The sequence below is a fragment of the Hydrobacter penzbergensis genome (assembly GCF_900106985.1).
Lineage (GTDB): Bacteria > Bacteroidota > Bacteroidia > Chitinophagales > Chitinophagaceae > Sediminibacterium > Sediminibacterium magnilacihabitans.
The window spans coordinates 52,655-71,319 of sequence record NZ_FNNO01000010.1 but is presented as its reverse complement, the minus strand read 5'-3'; the positions used below and the strand labels follow the sequence as shown (position 1 = coordinate 71,319).

Annotated in this window: 13 protein-coding genes; 2 read left to right on the top strand and 11 right to left on the bottom strand. The window is 45.6% G+C overall.

Features of this window, described 5'->3' with window-relative positions; translation table 11 throughout:
- Positions 1-53: 53 nt before the first annotated feature.
- Both BLU98_RS11795 and BLU98_RS11790 read right to left on the bottom strand, forming a co-directional pair.
- Complete coding sequence (locus BLU98_RS11795; protein WP_092724297.1) at positions 54-1,052, bottom strand: FecR family protein; 999 nt, start codon at positions 1,050-1,052, stop codon at positions 54-56.
- A gap of 53 nt (positions 1,053-1,105) precedes the next feature.
- Complete coding sequence (locus BLU98_RS11790; protein ID WP_257574934.1) at positions 1,106-1,693, bottom strand: RNA polymerase sigma factor; 588 nt, start codon at positions 1,691-1,693, stop codon at positions 1,106-1,108.
- Positions 1,694-1,965: 272 nt separating this feature from the next.
- On the opposite strand from BLU98_RS11790, the gene gloA2 reads away from it, so the two are divergent.
- Positions 1,966-2,358 (top strand): SMU1112c/YaeR family gloxylase I-like metalloprotein, encoded by a 393-nt coding sequence (gloA2, locus tag BLU98_RS11785; protein ID WP_092724293.1) that lies wholly within the window; start codon positions 1,966-1,968, stop codon positions 2,356-2,358.
- A 147-nt stretch (positions 2,359-2,505) separates the two neighbouring features.
- On the opposite strand, the gene BLU98_RS11780 is transcribed toward gloA2, so the two are convergent.
- From BLU98_RS11780 to BLU98_RS11745, 8 genes are all read right to left on the bottom strand, one after another.
- A complete protein-coding gene (locus tag BLU98_RS11780; RefSeq protein ID WP_257574933.1) occupies positions 2,506-3,810 on the bottom strand; it encodes a vanadium-dependent haloperoxidase in 1,305 nt (434 codons plus the stop codon).
- A 2-nt stretch (positions 3,811-3,812) separates the two neighbouring features.
- Positions 3,813-7,145, bottom strand: a complete 3,333-nt coding sequence (locus tag BLU98_RS11775) for a VCBS repeat-containing protein (RefSeq protein ID WP_092724291.1) — start codon at positions 7,143-7,145, stop codon at positions 3,813-3,815.
- 60 nt (positions 7,146-7,205) lie between these two features.
- Positions 7,206-8,903 (bottom strand): CRTAC1 family protein, encoded by a 1,698-nt coding sequence (locus BLU98_RS11770; RefSeq protein WP_092724289.1) that lies wholly within the window; start codon positions 8,901-8,903, stop codon positions 7,206-7,208.
- Positions 8,891-10,225: a vanadium-dependent haloperoxidase gene (locus BLU98_RS11765; protein ID WP_092724287.1), complete on the bottom strand. Its 1,335-nt coding sequence runs from the start codon at positions 10,223-10,225 to the stop codon at positions 8,891-8,893. Before BLU98_RS11765 ends, BLU98_RS11770 begins: the two co-directional genes overlap by 13 nt.
- A gap of 114 nt (positions 10,226-10,339) precedes the next feature.
- Positions 10,340-12,187: a RagB/SusD family nutrient uptake outer membrane protein gene (locus BLU98_RS11760; protein ID WP_257574932.1), complete on the bottom strand. Its 1,848-nt coding sequence runs from the start codon at positions 12,185-12,187 to the stop codon at positions 10,340-10,342.
- 46 nt (positions 12,188-12,233) lie between these two features.
- On the bottom strand, positions 12,234-15,689 hold the full coding sequence (locus tag BLU98_RS11755) for a TonB-dependent receptor (protein WP_257574931.1): 3,456 nt from the start codon (positions 15,687-15,689) through the stop codon (positions 12,234-12,236).
- Positions 15,690-15,865: 176 nt separating this feature from the next.
- The gene (locus BLU98_RS11750) at positions 15,866-16,978 is read right to left on the bottom strand and encodes a FecR family protein (protein ID WP_092724281.1); all 1,113 of its coding nucleotides are present in this window, start codon (positions 16,976-16,978) and stop codon (positions 15,866-15,868) included.
- A gap of 89 nt (positions 16,979-17,067) precedes the next feature.
- Positions 17,068-17,700, bottom strand: coding sequence for an RNA polymerase sigma factor (locus BLU98_RS11745; protein WP_092724279.1), 633 nt, complete (start codon positions 17,698-17,700; stop codon positions 17,068-17,070).
- A 120-nt stretch (positions 17,701-17,820) separates the two neighbouring features.
- Between BLU98_RS11745 and BLU98_RS11740 the strand changes: the two genes are divergently transcribed.
- A complete protein-coding gene (locus BLU98_RS11740; protein ID WP_092724277.1) occupies positions 17,821-18,216 on the top strand; it encodes a VOC family protein in 396 nt (131 codons plus the stop codon).
- Here the strand turns inward: BLU98_RS11740 and BLU98_RS11735 are convergent.
- The gene (locus BLU98_RS11735) at positions 18,213-18,635 is read right to left on the bottom strand and encodes a hypothetical protein (protein WP_092724275.1); all 423 of its coding nucleotides are present in this window, start codon (positions 18,633-18,635) and stop codon (positions 18,213-18,215) included. The two genes, BLU98_RS11740 and BLU98_RS11735, sit on opposite strands and share 4 nt — an antisense overlap.
- Between the last annotated feature and the right edge of the window lie 30 nt (positions 18,636-18,665).

Sequence of the window (18,665 nt, the reverse complement as noted above, 5' to 3'; positions counted from 1 at the left end):
AACAGAAGGGTTACGTAGGGGTTAAAAACATATAGCGCATCGTTTGATTGTTTTTATTGTACTTTCTCATCGCGGTTGATCAGGATAGTAGTACCTCTTATTTCGTAAGAAGCTTTGATGACGCGACAAATAATATCCAATTGTTTATAAAGATCTTGCCCGGTAATATCGCCGGTGAAAGGGTATTGGTTGAGTATTTCGTTTTCCGCTATGATTTCCACTCCGTATGCTTTACTGAGGTCTGCCAGCACATGCTCTAAAGCCGCATCTTCATAAACAAAGGCTTTCTGCTCAGCCGAAGCGCCGGTATTTTGCTGCAAGAGGTGTGGCTTGTCTACCAATGCCTTTTCAAATTTTCCTTCTGTTATGTTGAATATGGCTTTTTGATTGGGTGTGAGGATTAAGCCGGTATTTCCTTCCCTTACTTCCACTTTTCCAGTATTTACCGAAACTTCCACTTTGTTCTTTTTATATGAGCTTACATAAAAACTGGTACCCAAAACACGGGTGATAACATGGTTGCTGAAAACATAAAAAGGCCGTTCAGGATTCTTTGCTACCTGAAAAAAAGCAGATCCTTTCAGGTACACTTTTCGTGTTCCGGGCTCAAAATGGCGGGGATATTTCAGGGAAGCGCCGGGGTCCAGGAGTACCTGGCTGCCGTCTTCCAGGTTGAGAGATATTGTTTTTGACTGGCTATTGATCAGCTCTTCATATTCAGGCAGCTTCAGCGACGTATACAATGTTTCGGCACTGTCCTTATTGAGTGATCGCCAAAGAGAAAACCCTGCTATTAACAACACTGCAGCTGCAACACTCCATTTAAGCAAGGGCTTTCTATATAAAGGAACCGCTACTGAAAGTGTACTTTTCGATGGCTGCAGCCTGTTCCAGATACGAGCTTCCATTGCCTGCATATTTTCCTCGTCGATAGGCGGCAGGCCGTCATCGTCCAGCAGTTCATACCATTGATCTACCAGATCAGCTTCTTCTTTGCTGCATTGTCCGTTTACATAACGATACAATAATGAATGAAATTCTTTTCGATTCATGAAATCTGGTTTTACTTATATGTAGAAGAAAAAGAGCGTACCCCTAAACCCTTTTAAAAAATATTTTCAGTACCCAGCCATATACCTATTGTGGCGGGGAAAATGAAGTCTTTCAGGTGGATACGCATTAACTTGAGGGCTCTTGTGATATGGTACTCTACTGCTTTCTCGCTCAGGTCGAGTCTTTGGGCAATTTCCCGCACTTGTATTTTTTCTATGCGGCTCAGTGTGAATACTTGTCGTGTTTTATCAGGCAGGCTCGCGATGGCTTCGTGCATTTTCCTGGCCAGTTCATTCAGGGCAATGGTTTCATGCGTAGAGTTATCGGCTTCACTGCCTGCGAGCAGCTTAAACTTTTCCTGTCGTCGGACCCTTGCGCGTATGTAACCAATGACATTGTACTTTACAGCTGTAACGAGATAACTTTCGAGGTGTTGAATAACCCGTTCTTTCCTGTTCTGCCAAAGGGAAGCAAATATTTCCTGAATCATTTCCTCTGCTGATTCCCTGGAGTATATTTTGGCATAGGCTTTTAAAAAAAGGACTCTCCAGTAACGCTCGTATATGGTTTTATAAGCCAGTTCGTCTGAAGCAGCCAGCAGTTTCAATAATACCTCATCAGACAGGTCTTTGTAATCCATACGAGCAAAGCAATAATTATTGCCAAATGACGAATCTATGAAAATAACCCTAATTCCAAGGCAATCATATAAATTGAACCTGCCCATTGTATTGCAATTATTACCAATCGCTCGATCCATTTGACAAAGCAGGATTTGCCGTTGATTGGGCGGGCGAAACCGAAAGCAAGGACTGGATGCATATTGTCCGCGAATACACGGAAAAATTTTTGCATCAACAACAGATCAGGAATACCCTGCCTTATTGGATAAAGCATTTGTAATTTCACTTCATGAACAAGCCGCTCGCAGCCATACATCATATTGCCATCATATGCTCCGACTACGAAAGGTCCAGGCATTTTTATACTACCATATTGGGTTTACAGGTGATCCGTGAAGTGTACCGGCAGGAAAGACAATCGTATAAGCTGGATTTGGCTATCGGTGACCATTATGTAATTGAACTGTTCTCTTTTCCCAGTCCGCCGCCGAGGCCCTCGAGGCCCGAAGCCTGTGGTTTACGCCATCTCGCTTTTTGTGTGAGTAACATGGAAGAAGCCATCAGGCATTTAAACCATCACCACATTGAAACAGAACCCATAAGGGTGGATGAATATACAGGCAGGCGGTTCACCTTTTTTACAGATCCTGATGGACTGCCACTGGAGCTATACGAAGCGTAACCTCCTGCCTGTAATAGAAGATTCATTTTATTTGCTGGTAAACTTCTGCAGCAAACTGGGAATGGCTGCTGCTATAGCGCCTGAAGCGGCTGATAAGAGCGGGTTACCGGAACCAAGCAAACTTCCTTAATTCTCGTGTAAGAGCCGTCACTTCCCCACTTTCTTCAACACCCATTCTCCTACTTTCAGTCCCTGCTCTCTTCCATTATCAATGGCGTCCATGAAATGAATGCCGCCGAAAAACCTCGACACACCGGCCTCAACAGCAGCTTGCTGGAATGACTGGTAATTCCTGGGAGCCAATCCATAATCTACTTCCACGCTGTCTGTATAATGAAATCCATCGCCAAACAATCGTGTTAATACAGTGGCTGAGGTAGCCGAGATCACCGAATGCCCACTCAGGTATTCGGGAAAAGGCGGCGTTTGTAACAAAGGCACCCAGGCAGGATCAATTAATTTACGAATAGCTGTTTCAGGACGCACCCGGTTGCTCCGGTATTTTTCATCCCAGCAACAGATAAAAGCATCCATCAGGCCTACAGACACAAACGTGTAGACCTGCATGCTTTCATCAAAACTTTTCTTTGTTTTTTCCGCAGCAATAGCTGCAATACCCAGCCAATGTGCGCCAGGGGATATTTTTTTCAACGCTACCAGCAAGTGCCCATTGTCCTGCACTGCAAACGGATTACAATCCCAGAAAGCAGCAATGGCTTTATGCTCGGGAGGCAGTGCTTCCTTGTAATTTTTTTCCATCAGTTTAAAGAATGCCGACTGTTTGTCTGCCGAAAACGAAACAGGCGGTGCAGGTTTGAACTGCGCACTGGAATCGAGCGTAAAAGGTCGCACTGTTTTGAAATATGGCTCCACTGCAGCCATGAATGCCGGTGGTGTGGGATACCAATATCCATCCTCTTTCAATGGCGTATAGCGTGGCAGGTTACTGATCTTATTGTATCCATCGGCCTTTGCATAAGCCAATATACGCTTGCTGGTGGCTATTGCATAACGTTTCGAACCATTGATCATCGCTTCCGGGTAACCCTGCTCTTTACAGGAATCCAGTAAGCGTTGTTCATAAGCGCGCAGGCGGCTGCCCGAAGGTTGCATTTGTGATGCTGTTTCCAGCATGGCCAGTACCGCACTAAGCTGATAATTATAGTCGCTGATACTGTCCTGCTTGCGCAGATCGGGGTAATCATTCAACACCCCGTGCATACTTTTGAACTGCGCATTGTGTTGGGCAACCACTTCGTATCCTGCCAGGCACGCATACGCGTAGAAACGCGCCGCGAGCGGTGGATTGGTAACATCGTGTATCATGATGTCTGTCATCCCTGTGATCACCGCGTTGATGTCTTTGTTCGCAAACACCGGTGCATCTGTTCGCCGCTGCCTGCAACCAGTTATCAATACCAGCAATATTATAAAACCTGTCAGCTTTCTCATACTCATTTCATTTGATACGCTTTAACTGCTTCCTGGTTGATACCGAACAGCAGCATATTATTCACCGGCAACACAGCCCTTACATCTCCCCATAACTGAAAGCCCGACTGTTGCTGGTTTACATAAGTAAAATGTCCTTTACCATCGCCTTTCAGCAACACGCCGTAATTGGCATCGCATTTTCCAAACCGCAGCCTGGCACGGTTGGCATTACCACAAAGCAAGAGATCGGGTTTGCCATCTTTGTCGAAATCCACTTGTGTGATCGTGTACACGGGCGAGAACTGAGCCTGTACAGGTAATCCTTTTTCATGAAACTTTCCATCAGCTCCTTGTTCAAAATAAGCAGTCTTCAAATAGTTGGCCTGCAAATGGCCGGCGCCTTTCAGTTCATCTGGTGTGAACACTTCTTTGATTGTGGCATCGGCATAACTCTTGTAATCGGTGAAGCGCGTGCGCATCATGCTCATCTGGTCTAACAATTCATCCCTGGTTACATAAGGATAGCTCTTGCCCTGGATGTAAAAACAAAGTATGGGGTCGATAGCGCCGTTGTTGTCGAAATCTTTGTAATACATTTCAGCGGGCTCATTGTCGCTGGCTTTGCATTGTGTGTTGAGGCCCATATTGCCGACCACCAAATCGGGTTTGCCGTCTCCGTTAAAATCTCCTACAGTAATTTTATTCCACCATCCACTGTATTCTTTTTCGAAATAATCTTTTGTCTTGTTCTCGAGCTTTCCGTTCCGGTTGATGAATACCGATACCGGCATCCATTCACCTGTTACCACCAGGTCTTTTTTTCCATCTCCATTCATATCCAGCCATGCAGCATCGGTAATCATACCGATCCTTTGCAGCGCAGGCGCCAATGTGGCTGCCTGGTCTGTGAAATGTCCCTTGCCATCATTGATCAGTAAATAGCTTGGGGGTGTTTCAGGATAACGGCCAGGGATCACACGGCCGCCCACAAAAAGGTCAGGCTTACCATCTCCATTTACATCGGCTATGCGTGCACAACTTTTACTTGCATGCATCACCGGTAATGCATCGGCTGCTTTGGTGAAATTTCCTTTCCCATCATTCAGGTACAAACGATCCTGCAATAATGGATCGTTCTCCGTGTATTGATGATAACCTCCGCTCACTACATACAGATCAATAAACCCGTCGCCATTGGCATCAAAAAAAACAGCGTCGGCGTCTTCACTTTGTTTGTCGGCTTCAAATGCCGGTTCTGTTTTTTGAACAAAGCGGCCGTCTTTTTGTTGCAAATACAATGCACCGGCCTGTCCGCTCCCACCCCCTGCATATACATCTTCCAATCCATCACCGTTTACATCGGCCTTTACAAGACAGGGGCCCGAGAACGACAATGGATTCACCAGCAAAGGTTGTCTCTTGAAATCATTGATGGTATTTGTTGCGCTATGAAATGCAACAGGCGATGCAACAGCATGGAACAAAGGAGCAGCCGGTGTGGCGGGGTAATATGCCTCTGTTGCATTTTTTTCCTGCAACACCAACAGCTTATCGGGCAGTACTTTTGCGAGCACCTGTTGTTTGCCGCTTTGCCATACAATGCGCAATGAATCAATGGTTGTATCCGCACCCAATCCAAAATGTAAAACAGGTGTTACGCTCGACTGGTAGCCTCTTGCCGGCATCTGCTCTATATATTGCTTCCTGCCTTTATTGTAAAGTGTAACCGCAGCACCCAATCCTTGTGTATTCAAACCTGCGCCTTCCAGTTTTATCGACAAATAATGTACGTTCTTCTTTTGGCTGGCTTCGTTGCGATAAATAAATGCAGGTTGGTTGATGTTGTTGACGATCAGATCGAGGTCGCCATCATTGTCCAGATCGGCATAGGCTGCCCCGTTGCTGTTGGAAGCGGAACGGATACCCCATTGCTGACTGGTATTACTGAAACTGAGGTCGCCATTGTTTTTAAAAAAATAACTGGTTACCGACGATGAAGGCATGTGCTGGATGATGTTCAGCACATCTTCGCGTTTCAGCCTGCCCTTGCTCTGTGTATAATCGTTCATGTACTTGAGAAAATCCATGTTGGTATAATCGCGCAGGTAGCCGTTGGTAACAAAAAGGTCTTTCCACCCATCGTTATCATAATCGGCAAAGAGCGGAGCCCAGCTCCAATCGGTATTGGAGATACCCGAGAGTTGCCCTATTTCACTGAAACTGCCATCGCCATTGTTGATGTGCAGCATATTGCGCATATACTGGTAATAAAAACCTGTACGAAGTGTGAGGTCGAATTTTTCATAGTTGTCGGGCGCGAATAATAATTTTTGCCGGCGATTGTCTTCCGGCAGCATATCGAGTGTGAAGATGTCGGGCAACCCGTCGTTGTTTACATCGGCCACATTGTTGCCCATGGAAAACTGTGAAGTATGTCCCAGGCTGGAAGAAAGTTTATTGGTGAAGGTACCGTTGTGGTTGTTGATGTATAAAAAATCGGGCACGGTATAATCATCCGAAACATAAATATCGGGCCAACCATCACCGTTGATATCGGAGATACCAGCGCCGAGTCCATACGATAACGCAGAGCTACTGAGTCCTGCCTGTGCAGTAACGTCGCTGAAATGCCCTTTATCATTACGATACAAACGAATGCCGGTTGAAGGATCGTCTTTTTTCAATAAGGCAGCCGTAGCCGCTTCATCGAGTACGGGCAGGGAATTGGGGTTGTGGTTGAGCAGGAGCATATCGAGGTCGCCATCCCTGTCGTAATCGAAAAAATAAGCTTGTGTGCTGTACGATGAATCGGCCAGTCCGTATTGATGCGCCTGTTCGCTGAAATGCGGAATACCCTGTGCATCATTACCATCGTTGATGAACAACTGGTTCTCTCTTTTGGCTCCGTGGAGTTTACCGGAATAACAAACATAGATATCGGTTTTGCCATCGCCATTGATGTCTACCATGGTAACGCCTGTTTTCCAGGGGCCTGGTCTGCCGTTCACGCCGGCTATTTCCGTAATATCCTGAAACTGCATTTGTCCTTTGTTCAGGTACAGTTTATTATCCGTCATGTTACCCGTAAAGTACAGGTCTTGCAAACCATCTCCGTTCACATCACCTACCGCAACGCCGCCGCCGTTGTAGAAATATTCATACATGAGCACGTTGGTATTGGGACCTTCATTCAGCTTGTTACTGAAATCGATATGCGTTTGCTCCGGCAATAGCAAGGTAAAGAGCGGGTTGGTATTGTCCGATGATGGCTTATTGCCGCATCCAGCTATAAACCCTGTAAGAACAACCAGGAGGCAAATGGGCAAGCGGGTAATGAGGGAGCGATTCAACATGTTAGGTATTTAAATACATCAATAACATAAAAATAATAACTATGACTGTGTTTTCTCTGCTTACATTTTGTGTCTTGCTGAAACCCTTCTGATAATAATGTATATTAACAGAGTGCCGGCGAGTAATGCTCCGGATACATATAACCAAGTGTAGCTTCTCTTAGCAGCGGGGATTTCTGTAATTACTATTTGCTTGTTCACGGGGATATTGGCAATACTTTGTTCATTGCCACCCGTCCAGTAAACAGTAATCTTGTCAATTTTCGATATTGTTCCGAGTCCAAAATGAGCAATGATCGAGTTTTGCGACATATGGCTGGAAGCGCCTCCATCTATTTCACGGATCATTTTTTTTCCACCCGCTTCAATTTCTATTCTCGAGCCAATTCCATGGCTTTCGGCCTGGATTCCTTTCAATGCGATTTTGATCCAGTTGCCGCCGGAAGATTCGTTCCTATAAAGTCTTGTAATAGATTGAACAGGATAACCTGGTAAAACTGGTTCCTGGTTCACCACCAGCAAATCCAGGTCACCATCGTTGTCGTAATCAAATACCACAGAGCCGCGGCCAATGCCATAATCGGCAAGTCCTACCTGGCTGGCATGGTCTACGAACCGGCCGCCTATGTTCTCAAAATAGAAATTGGCCATGGGCATACAATTCGGATTAAGGTCTCCGTTGGAAACAAATAAATCCAGGTCGCCATCCTTATCAAAATCGGCGAAATTAGCTCCCCAGCTTATCGCAAAAAAATCAACACCCAGTTCATGTGCACGGTTCACGAATGGTTTTCCCCGGCCCTGGTTCACCATAAAATAGTTGAACCTGATATTGGTGACGTAGTAGTCCATCCAGCCGTCGTTGTTGTAATCACCAACAGCCGCACCCATGGCGTTGATACGGAGGTCCATTCCTTTCTCTTTAGCCACATCAATAAACGATTTTCTGGGATATTCGTTTTTCAGCAGCAGATTGGGTGTGCGTTTATAGCCAAAATCGTGATTGACGAAAATATCCTGGTTGTGGTCATTGTCAAAATCAGTGAATACACCACCAAAGCCAAAACCACGGTGATTGAGGCCATATTCTTCATATACGTCCCGAAAATGTTTACCATTTTCATTCAGCAATAAATATCCTTTGGCAATCTGGTTGGCGCCCACCACTGTGGCATCAGTTACTTTACTCAACGTCCCCTCAAACTCATTAAAATAATTACCCACATAGAGGTCTGGCCATCCATCGGCATTAAAGTCACCGAAACTGGCAGCGGTGCTGAAGGACAACATCTTGTCGAGTCCGTATTCTTTGGTGGCATCGCGGAAAGTGCCGTTGCCATTATTGAGGAAAAGCAGGTTGATGGACCTCGGTATCCTCTCCTTCCTGTCGCGCCGGGTAATGGTGGTAATAAACAGGTCGGTAAACCCATCCCTGTTCACGTCTGCACTGGTTACGCCCTGGGTTACATAATTCTTCGTTATAGTCAGACCCGACTTCTCAAATACATTGGTGAAGGTGCCATCTCCGTTATTCTTATACAATACATCGTCATTCGTACCACCGGTGATGTATATATCTTCAAAACCATCGTTGTTGAAATCTATTACACAGGCACCGCCGCCAAACATGCCTTCATGTACCTTAAATACATGATGAATGCCTGCAGTAGCAGTTACATCGGTAAAGTGTGTCTGGCTCCAGGCGGCTGTATGAATACACAGCAACAACAACAGGCACCTGGTCTTTATTTTTTCCATTTCAAATGGTTAATATTGTTTCCGATAAGGATTCCTTTTTCCAAACCTCTCTGGTTATCCTGTGGCGTATGTATCCCACCATAAAATCTCGACATAGCCGTTTCTTCCGCCGCTGCAAAGAACGACGCGAAGTGCCTCGCTTTGAAATCGGTATTCCTGATTTCATCCCGGGGTCTTCCAACATGAGCACTGTCGATGAATTCAAAATGGTCGCCGTATAATGCTGTCAATACGGCTGCAGCAGCCCCTGCCTGTATAGCGTGGCCAGAAGGAAAGGCAGGAAAGGGTGGGTCGGGCCAAAACGATTCCCAATGTGCGTCTATGTGTGCGGGAATAAAAGTATTAGCTCTTTCTGTAAAAAATTGGTACTTCCATTTCCAGCAATTGCGGAAAGCATCTGCAACCGCCATTCCCACTTGTGCATAGGTAGCGGCGGCTTTCGGCAGGTTGGGCCTGACTTTACGAACAGCAATGGTGGCAAGGTAATAAGAATGGCCAGGTGGCGTAAAAGTAACATCCGGATCATCACTCCACCATATAGCTGCTTCTTTTTCCTGTTGTGTTAAAACATGTTCTTTTTCATACACCTGCTTAAATTGCTGGTAGTAGGGCGATCCGGATGTAGTATCAAACGGGATAAAAGCAGGTGCCTCTATTGCCGAATCGATGGCAAGAAAAGTCCGGTTCTTTCCCCAATGCGGATGCAATGGAAAATGGCTGAACGATTGGGCGAATAATGGTGGTTTCCAGGAACCTGGTTTCTGCTCAAATACCAATGTTTTATCAAAATTCTTCAGGTAAGCACGGTGCCCGCCGTCGGTGGTAGACCAGTTGAATATCTTTTGGGCAATGGTTTTGCCATAAGCAACTGATCGGTTCACGACAACTGTATCGGGTTGTATGGTTTGCAGTCTTTGCTGCATGGTTTGTTCCAGTGAATCAATTTTACGTTTATTCTCGTCGGAAGTCTGCACATAAATAAGCCGCAATATCTCTGCCTGGCCTGCATTCAATGACATGGGCCAGTTAAAAGTAAGGCTGGTATCGGGTCGCGGCAGGCTGCCAAGGCTATTAAGTTGCTGTGCTATCGATCGATATTCGGAAGACCCATTGACCACCGATTCGTACATAGTAAGGCCAATGTATCCAAAACAGCGGGATGCAAAAGTTGGTGAATTGGAAGGGGTATTTTTTGTGATATAGTTGGCCATATCAGCCCAAGTGGCCGCCAGCTCATAATCGGGTGGCGCAACAGATTGTTGTCTGCAAGAAACAGTAAACGCGCAGCAGGCAATGATCAGGTAAAAATAAAGCGGTTTCATATGGCCGGGAAGATCCTTGAAAGCCGAAATTAAAAGGAGGAGACTACAGTAGTAAAGGATTTTAAACTACTGTAGTCTCCTAAATGGTTTTATTCAGCGTAATATGTAACAGGTCTAATAGCCAGGATTTTGCACCAGCTTGTTATTCCTATTCACCTCATCCTTTGAAATCGGGCGGTAATACATTTTATCATTCCACACCCTTGTTTCGTTTTCTGTATTGTTTACTACTGTATATGTATAGTTGTAAACAGTGTTGTCATGACGATATGGAACAAGTGGCGTTTTACCCGCTTGCAGAGTTGCTGTTATTTTTATCGTTTTAATACCACGACCCACCGTTGTAGCAGCTATCATCCAGCGCCGCGCATCATGATAACGATGTTCCTCATAAGCCAGTTCAATGCGTCGTTCATTGCGATAGCGATCTACCAGTGCAGGCCCTACATCTGTAATCGCAGGCATTCCCGCCCTGAACCTGATCTTATTAAGCCAATTCTGCGCTTCCGCTTCCTGTCCAAGGGCCAGGCAACACTCTACGTAATTGAGTACAACCTCGGTATAACGGATGAATGGCCATGGGATGGTCTGCGCATTGGACTGGTTATCGGCCAGCGCGGGGTTGGGATCTATGAACTTCTTAGTATAATAATGGGTACGGCTACCATTCCAGTTTTCTACAGGGGACTCCCTGGTATCGATACCGTTGATAAAACCACCAGCACCATCGGCATAGTAACCTGTCTGTATTTGATTCGCAGGATCTTTACCAGCCACATCCAATGGTCTGGGTTTCCAATCAGCTCCGTCATAGAGGATCGTAGCATAAAAACGGGGATCGCGATTGCTATAGGGATTTGCGCTTTCAACGGGATTGCTCCAATCAAATTTACTGCCATCCATCATTTCATAGTCATCCACCAGTTGCTGTATAGGTGTATTACCTGCCCAGTTGTGGTAACCGTTAGGACCATTATTGATGCCGTAGTGTGTACCACCCAGCGGCCAGTTGTCTTCGGGTGTATACAGCGAAGACAAGGAACGTTGGAAAATCAACTCCGAAGTAGCTGATTTATCTCCTATGGCACTCTGTCCGCCTAAAGCGATGGACATGTAGTTCATTTTGCCTTCAGCAGCAGATACAGGTGCTCCAAGGTTTAGCTTGTATCCCTGTGTAGCATTCAGCACTGCTTTAGCGGCATCCTGGGCGGCTTTCCAGCGCGTTGTCCTGTCACCAGTGGTATAAGCCACCAGTTCAATTTTTGAAAAAGCGGCAAGCGTTGCCGACTGTGCTTTGGCTGTAGCGGCATCGTGCAAATCACTGGCAGCATACAGCAATACGCGTGATTTCAATGCAAGGGCAGCTATATCAGACGCACGTCCTGCCTGAGCTGATTTTCCGGCAAGCAACCCGGCAGCCTTATCCAGATCGCTTACAATGAACTTTACGCAATCTTCATAAGAACTACGCGCTATGGTATAATCCTGGTTCAACTCGTATGGTTTGTCGACCAGGGGAACGCCTCCATAAAAACGCAGGAGTTGCTGGTAATAATAAGCCCTGAGGAAATAAGATTCACCCAGTAGTTGATCGCGAAGTTTGGTGTCTGCAAATGTGGCCGTAGGCAATTTACTAATCGCAATGTTGGCTTCCCGGATGGCTTTGTACATCCTGCCCCATTCGTAAGTACCACTGTACCATGCAAGATTGCCAGGCGTTTCCGTTCCTTCTGTAAACGTATTGATATTTCTTCCTGCATGCGTAAACATGGCCTCGTCTGTATAAGCCGCCAATGCCTGCTCTTCAAAACCACCATATCCCAAGTAGGAATAAATTCCGAAGACAAAGGCCTGGGACAATGGACCATCCGCCCAGGTTGCATCGGCAGAAATTGTCGACAATGGTTTCGTGTCCATGAAACCTTTCTTGCAGGCAGCAATGGTCGTGGACAGAAGTGCCATAATCGCAACCGAATATGTTATTTTGTTCATTCTCATGATTAACATTTTAGAAAGTTAAGCTAAAGCCGAGGTTCAACACTCTCGACAGTGGGTAGTACGTACCGGCACCGGCTGTTGCTTCCGGGTCAAAAATTTTGCTCTTCTGCCACGTCAGTACGTTCAGTCCGTTTGCAAATACACGGAGATTACTGATCTTATACTTTGAAAGCAGGTTTGTCGGAAGATTATATCCCAATTCAATATTTTTCAACCGTATATAATCCTTGCTGAAAAGATAATAGGTATTATTTCCATAATTACCCCCCGTGTAATAGGTGTCGCCGCGACTCGCAAGCCTTGGATCAACGCTGCTGGGATGATCGATAGACCAACGATGGTCGTTTGAATACTTCAGGAAGTTTCCAATATCACCAGACTCTGTCTGTATCCTAAGCAATGCACCGGTGGCTCCCTGGAAGAGCATACTGAGATCGAAATTTTTATAGCGCAATTCAATGGTGGCGCCAAAGTTGAACGTAGGGGTAATACTCTTATCTAGGCGTACCCGGTCGTCGGCATTGATTTTGCCTGTGCCGCTTACGTTCTCGAACTTCATATCTCCCGGGCGCAAGCTACCAGTTACACCACTATAGTCAATGGTGTTTTTATTGATATCTGCCTGGTCATAAAATACACCGGTATATTTGTATACCAAATAAGCACCGATGGGTTTACCCTCCTGGCGCTGGTAACTTGGAGCACCGGGCACTTCATCCATGAACACCACTTTGTTTTTGGCATAACCACCATTCACACCCACCTTGAAAGTGAAGTCTTTAGCCAAATTTCCGTGATAGTTTATTGCAAATTCAAAACCACGGTTATCTACGCGTCCCGCATTCACAGGTGGTAGCAGATCTCCGATACCCGAAGAAGCCGGCGTAGAACCCGTTTTCTGGATAAGAATCTGATCCCGCTTGTTATAGAAATATTCAAACGTCAGGTCAATCTTATTGTCAAACAAGGATGCATCCAGGCCCACATTGTAGTTGTTGGCTTTTTCCCACGTAAAATTGGGATTGGCAAGCAATTTTTCCACAAGTGTTTTAGCAACCGCTCCGTTTATCGGGTACTGGTTAAATCCAAACAGCGAAAGAAATGCATACTCCTGCAATTGATTGTTGAAAAACACCTGGTCATTACCCATTTGCCCATAAGATGCTCTCAGCTTCAGGTAATTGATGTTCTTAACCTTGAAAAATTTCTCGTTGGTAACATTCCATCCCAACAACAAACCAGGAAAGAAACCAAAACGGTGAGCGGGCGGGAATATATAAGAACCATCGTATCTCCAGATAAACTCGGCAAGGTACTTTTCTTTATAGTTGTACTGGGCACGGCCATAATAACCGAGTCTCGCCCGATCATATAGAGCATAGGGCCCTAACTGATCTGCTGTTTGTATGGTTCCTCCCGCAAATAATTGGTCAACTGCAGAGGAAATAAAATTCCTGCGGAACGCCTGGAAGTTATCCCCTTTGAATTGCTCCCTTGTTACACCTACCAGTGCCGACACGTTGTGATTACCAAACCTATGGTCGTAGCTCAGCATGGCGGTGAGGTTGGTATTTAAAGCAGAACGATAAATTTCGGTCAGCCTTGGATCGGTAAAGTTAGAGCGAACGGCTCCCACCAACTTGGGTGTTTTGCCGTCGGCTTCATAGCTGATCTTATCCCAGTAATACAACATCCAGGGCGTCTGCCAGATTTTATCAATATCTGTCTTCTTATCTACTGCCCCTGACAAAGTAAGTTTAAGATCACTGATCCAGGGGTTCGTAATATCTACAGAACCGTTTGCCTGCACGAAATCAGTAGGATTATCATTATAACCAGTAGCACTGGTAGTAATCACGTATGGATTCTGACCGTTTTCAATATCCGGTCCGGGCTTGCCGTTGGGCCAAACCTCCGGTTCAGTGGGTCGTCCGCGCATCAGCATACGAAATATAGAGCCTGCCCCTTCAGTAGGGAAGTGTCTGTTTTCGCGGCGCACCATGATACCGAGGTTAGTAGTAATGTAGTTGTTTATTTTAGCCGTTACATTGCTCCTGAAATTATACTGATGATAATTGGTAGCTGAATTTTTATATATCGCATCCTGGTAAACATAACCTAAGGAAGTAAAATAACGGATGTTATCATTACCACCGCTGATCTGCAGGTTGTGCCTCGACTGGGGCGCCCAGGTTCTGAAAGCGTCTCCAAACCAATCGGTGTTCGGATATCCCCAGGGATCTGAACCATCGCCATATTTTTTTACGGCATCCGGACTGTAGTTCGCATTTAAGGTACTAACGCCGGCCGTGGGTGATTTGTACACGCCTGTTTGCTGAATAGCCTGCCATGCTGCGCTCCACTCATTAACCGGTATGGATTTATAAATAGGTAATTCATTCATTATTTTTGCATACTCAACCGCATTGGCCATTTTGGGCACGATGGTAGGCTGGGTATAACCCTGGTTAAAGTCGTAAGTAATTTTGGGTTTACCGCTGGCACCCTTCCTGGTTGTTATCAATATCGCTCCATTAGCAGCCCTGGCTCCATAAATAGCAGCAGATGCATCTTTTAATACGGAAATGGATTCAACGTCTTTGGGGTTGAGGCGGCCCAATCCACCATCCCTGTCAGGAACACCATCAATTACTACCAACGGGCTGCTGTTTCCAAGCGTATTCACACCACGGATATTTACACTGGCACCATCGTACCCCGGTTCACCGCTCGTTTGTATCACTACCAGGCCCGGCAACCGGCCTGCCAGTGAATTCGAAAGGTCTACAGCCGGCGATTTAACGAGCGACTCGCCTTTCAGGGCACTTACCGCTCCCGTAACCGTTACTTTTTTCTGGGTACCATAACCCACCACCACCACATCGGTCAGGTTAGAAGTGTTTTGCTGGAGCATAACAGTCAGGGAGGTCTGGTTACCCACTTTGATGGAATAGCTACTATAGCCCACCATGGTGAATTCAATGATTTCACCAGGTTTGGCTTCAATGGTAAAAGAGCCGTTTTCCTGGGTCAACGTCCTCTGGTTGGTTCCTTTAATGAATACGGTTACCCCTGGAAGCGGGATTCCCTTGTCATCGGTTACTTTACCGGTAACAGGCTTGAAAAGAATCACCGGGGCCTGTTTGGTAGCGGCATCCCCTGTTTTTTCAGAAATGATGATGATCCCGGATTCATCGGCAAACCGGTACTTGAGCCCGGTAGGGGTCAGTACCTCCTTCAGCACTTCCGATACAGGTGCGCGCTTTACATTCACTGTAACTGTTTGGCCTGCAGGTAAAATGTCGTTGCTGAAGGCAAAGCGATAACTGGTCTCCTTTTCAATCGCTTTGAAGAATTTTGCCAGTTTCACTTCCCTCAGAGAGAGGGAAACGCGGGAGTCTTGTGAAAAGCCTCCTGCACTGACTGCCATGATCCCGACCAGCATGAAAACACCTGTTAATTTCATAACTCTAAGCAGTTTCGCTAAGGGTGGCGTAAGCGGTCCCCACCGATAAGCATGACTTTTTTTCATACCTTTATTTTGGTTTAAAAATTAAATAATTGGACCAGCCCCCTTTTAGTACGGCTGTTCCAAGATTTTGACCAACAGGGGGTATGTTCGCGCATAACCCCTGTGTTCTTTTATTCATACAGCTTCACTGTCAATGTATCACCCGGTATGAACTCATAATTAAAATGCCGCGACTCTTTCAGGAAACTGAGCACTGCACCTATTCCCTCTTTTTCAAAAATTCCTGTAAAGCGATAATTCCTGATCACATCATCGGCAAATTCTATTTTAACGCCATACCATCTTTCCAGTAATACGGCGATGTCTTCAAAACTTTCGTTGGTAAAAATGAGTTTGTTTTCTGTCCAGGCAATTTCTTTGATCTCATCCCCGTCTGTTTTAGTCACTCCTTGTACCAGGTTATCTGCTGAAACTGCTTTTTTATTGGCATCGGCCAGCTCGTTGAGCTTGTTGCCGGATGTTGTCTGTAGTAGCTGCCATTGTACTTTTTGATTGGGATGCAGCAATACTTTATGGTTCTCTTTGTCTTTAAGGGTAACTTCTACCAATCCTCTTACCAGTGAGGCTTCCGTCGTTTTTTCCTCCGGGTATGCTTTTACATTGAAAGCCGTACCCAGTGCTTTCACATCCATTGCAGAAGTATGTACAATGAAAGGCAGGGCTTTGTTATGTTTTACATCAAAGAACGCTTCTCCCTCCAGGTAAATATCCCTTGCTTCCTGGCCATACGCATCAGTGATCTTCACTTTGCTTCCGCCGTTCAGCACTACAAAAGAGCCATCGGGCAATTGAAAGTTTTTTCTTTCGCCATAGGCCGTTGCAAACAGCTTTACGGTTTCCCTGGGAGTGCGGTTACTGTCGATGAAATAAAAATAATAGACGGCCAACGCCAGTACCAGTATGGCGGCAGTCAGTTGGAGTGCAGGAGAAAAAATAGTTTTACGTTGAGATTCCTGTTTTTTTATAGATATCACGGGAGCAGGGACGGTAGCCGCCAGCCTGTTTTTCAGCAGGGCTTCCTGCTCTTCCATATCGGCCACGCAAAGAACATTGAATAATTCTATGAACCGGTTCCTGGCCTGTTCTACCACTGCCGCATGGTAAGGATGGTCCTGTATATAGGATTCCCAGTACGTACTATCGCGCTGTGAAGTTCTTTTGCAGTAATTAATAAAGGATTCATCGGCAAGCAAATCCTCTATATCCAGTTGACCAGGCGTCATGCTGTTATATTATATAGCGTTAATAATAAAGAGTATCGAAACGTTTTTTTTTACCCTTGTCAGGCCATTCATTTTTTGTAGTATTTTTACTACTGCCATCCGTAAAAAAACAGCAGGGCCGTCCAGAGCAGGGACATGCCGAAACCAAAGGAAAGCCGCTCTTTTTCTTTAGCAGGCTCCAATTCCAGTTTAAGCTTTTTTAAAGCTTCATGAATTTTGTTGTAGACAGTACGGTGTGTGAGGTTGGTCCTTTGTACAATTTCTTCATAACTGAGCCCTTCGTAGAATCGTAATATGATCAGCTCTTTCTGCCGGGCGGGCAGGGCATTTACATGATCCATCAGCAGGCGGCACAGTTGCTGTTGCTCATCTTTCCATATCAGGGATTCTTCCGGCGTGAGCAGCGGCATTTCCGCCGTATTATTCCAGGCCACTTGCAGGTTATCGGTCTTTTCTGCCCTTTTCCAGTCAGCCGTAAGCTTTCTGAGGAAGGAAGTTACCAGGTATGCTTTTACGTTTTTAGCGGGCTGGATACTGTTTCTCTTTTCCCAGAGGTAGAGGAACTGCTGCTGAATAGCGTCTTTTACCAGGTGGGCATCTTTGATCTCCCTTAAGCCAATGAATAACAGGCTATGATAATATTTCCGGTACAGGGCCAGGAACATGTCCTGGTCGCCTTCCATCAGGCCTTTCCACAATATTTCATCATTCTCATGGTGCATGGCAAGTCTCGGTCAAAATCGGTTGACAATCGGTGAACGGCGAGCCTAAATTAACATTATTTTATTTGAATGAAAAAGTTTTAGCAACCAATTCTCTGCGAACTGTAGCTTTATAAAGCCATGCATGCACCTGCTCATATATCTTTTGCACCCGTACTCTACATCAAAAACGGAGTAACCGATATCAGTTTTTATACAAAGGCATTGGGTGCTGTGGAAGTGATGCGTTTCTCGAACGACGATGGCAGTTTACATGTTGCCGAATTATCTATCAACGGCGCTATATTCCATGTTCATGAAGAAACAGGCAAATCAAATCTTTTCAATCCGTCAAAGCATAATGGCGTAACGGCTCTAATCGGTTTGTTTGTACCCGATGTAGATGCAGTGATGGAAAAGGCTGAAAAAAACGGCGCCGAGGTGATTGCCCCGGCGCAGGATTATGATTATGGATACAGACAAGGAGAGATCAAAGACCCCTTTGGACATTGTTGGGTGATCCAAAAGAAAATCTAATCATCATCATCGTCGTCATCGTCGTCGTGGTGACGGTGTTTATACCTTTTATTATAGTAACGGTCGCGATAAGGATTATAATATTCGTCATCATGCCAGATACCGTGGTAACGTTCTATATGTACCCTGTTCTCTACCCACACGTCCGGCCCGTCGTAATAAACGGTTTCACGCGGCATATTGGAAAAAGAGAATCCGAAATTGGGGGTAGCTACGCTCAACCATACACCATTGCGCGGATAATAATAACGGCGGGCATCAGGACTATAATAGACATTAGCGCGAGGATAATAATAATATGCCTGTTGCTGTTTTCTTCTTTTACCCCATGCCGGCGCCCACGGCGGCTGAGCCTTTACTTCTGAAGCAACCAGTCCGGCCATTACTACCAGCATCGTAAGGATCAAATACTTTTTCATAGTGCTAGAGTTTGATTTGTTACTACCCTA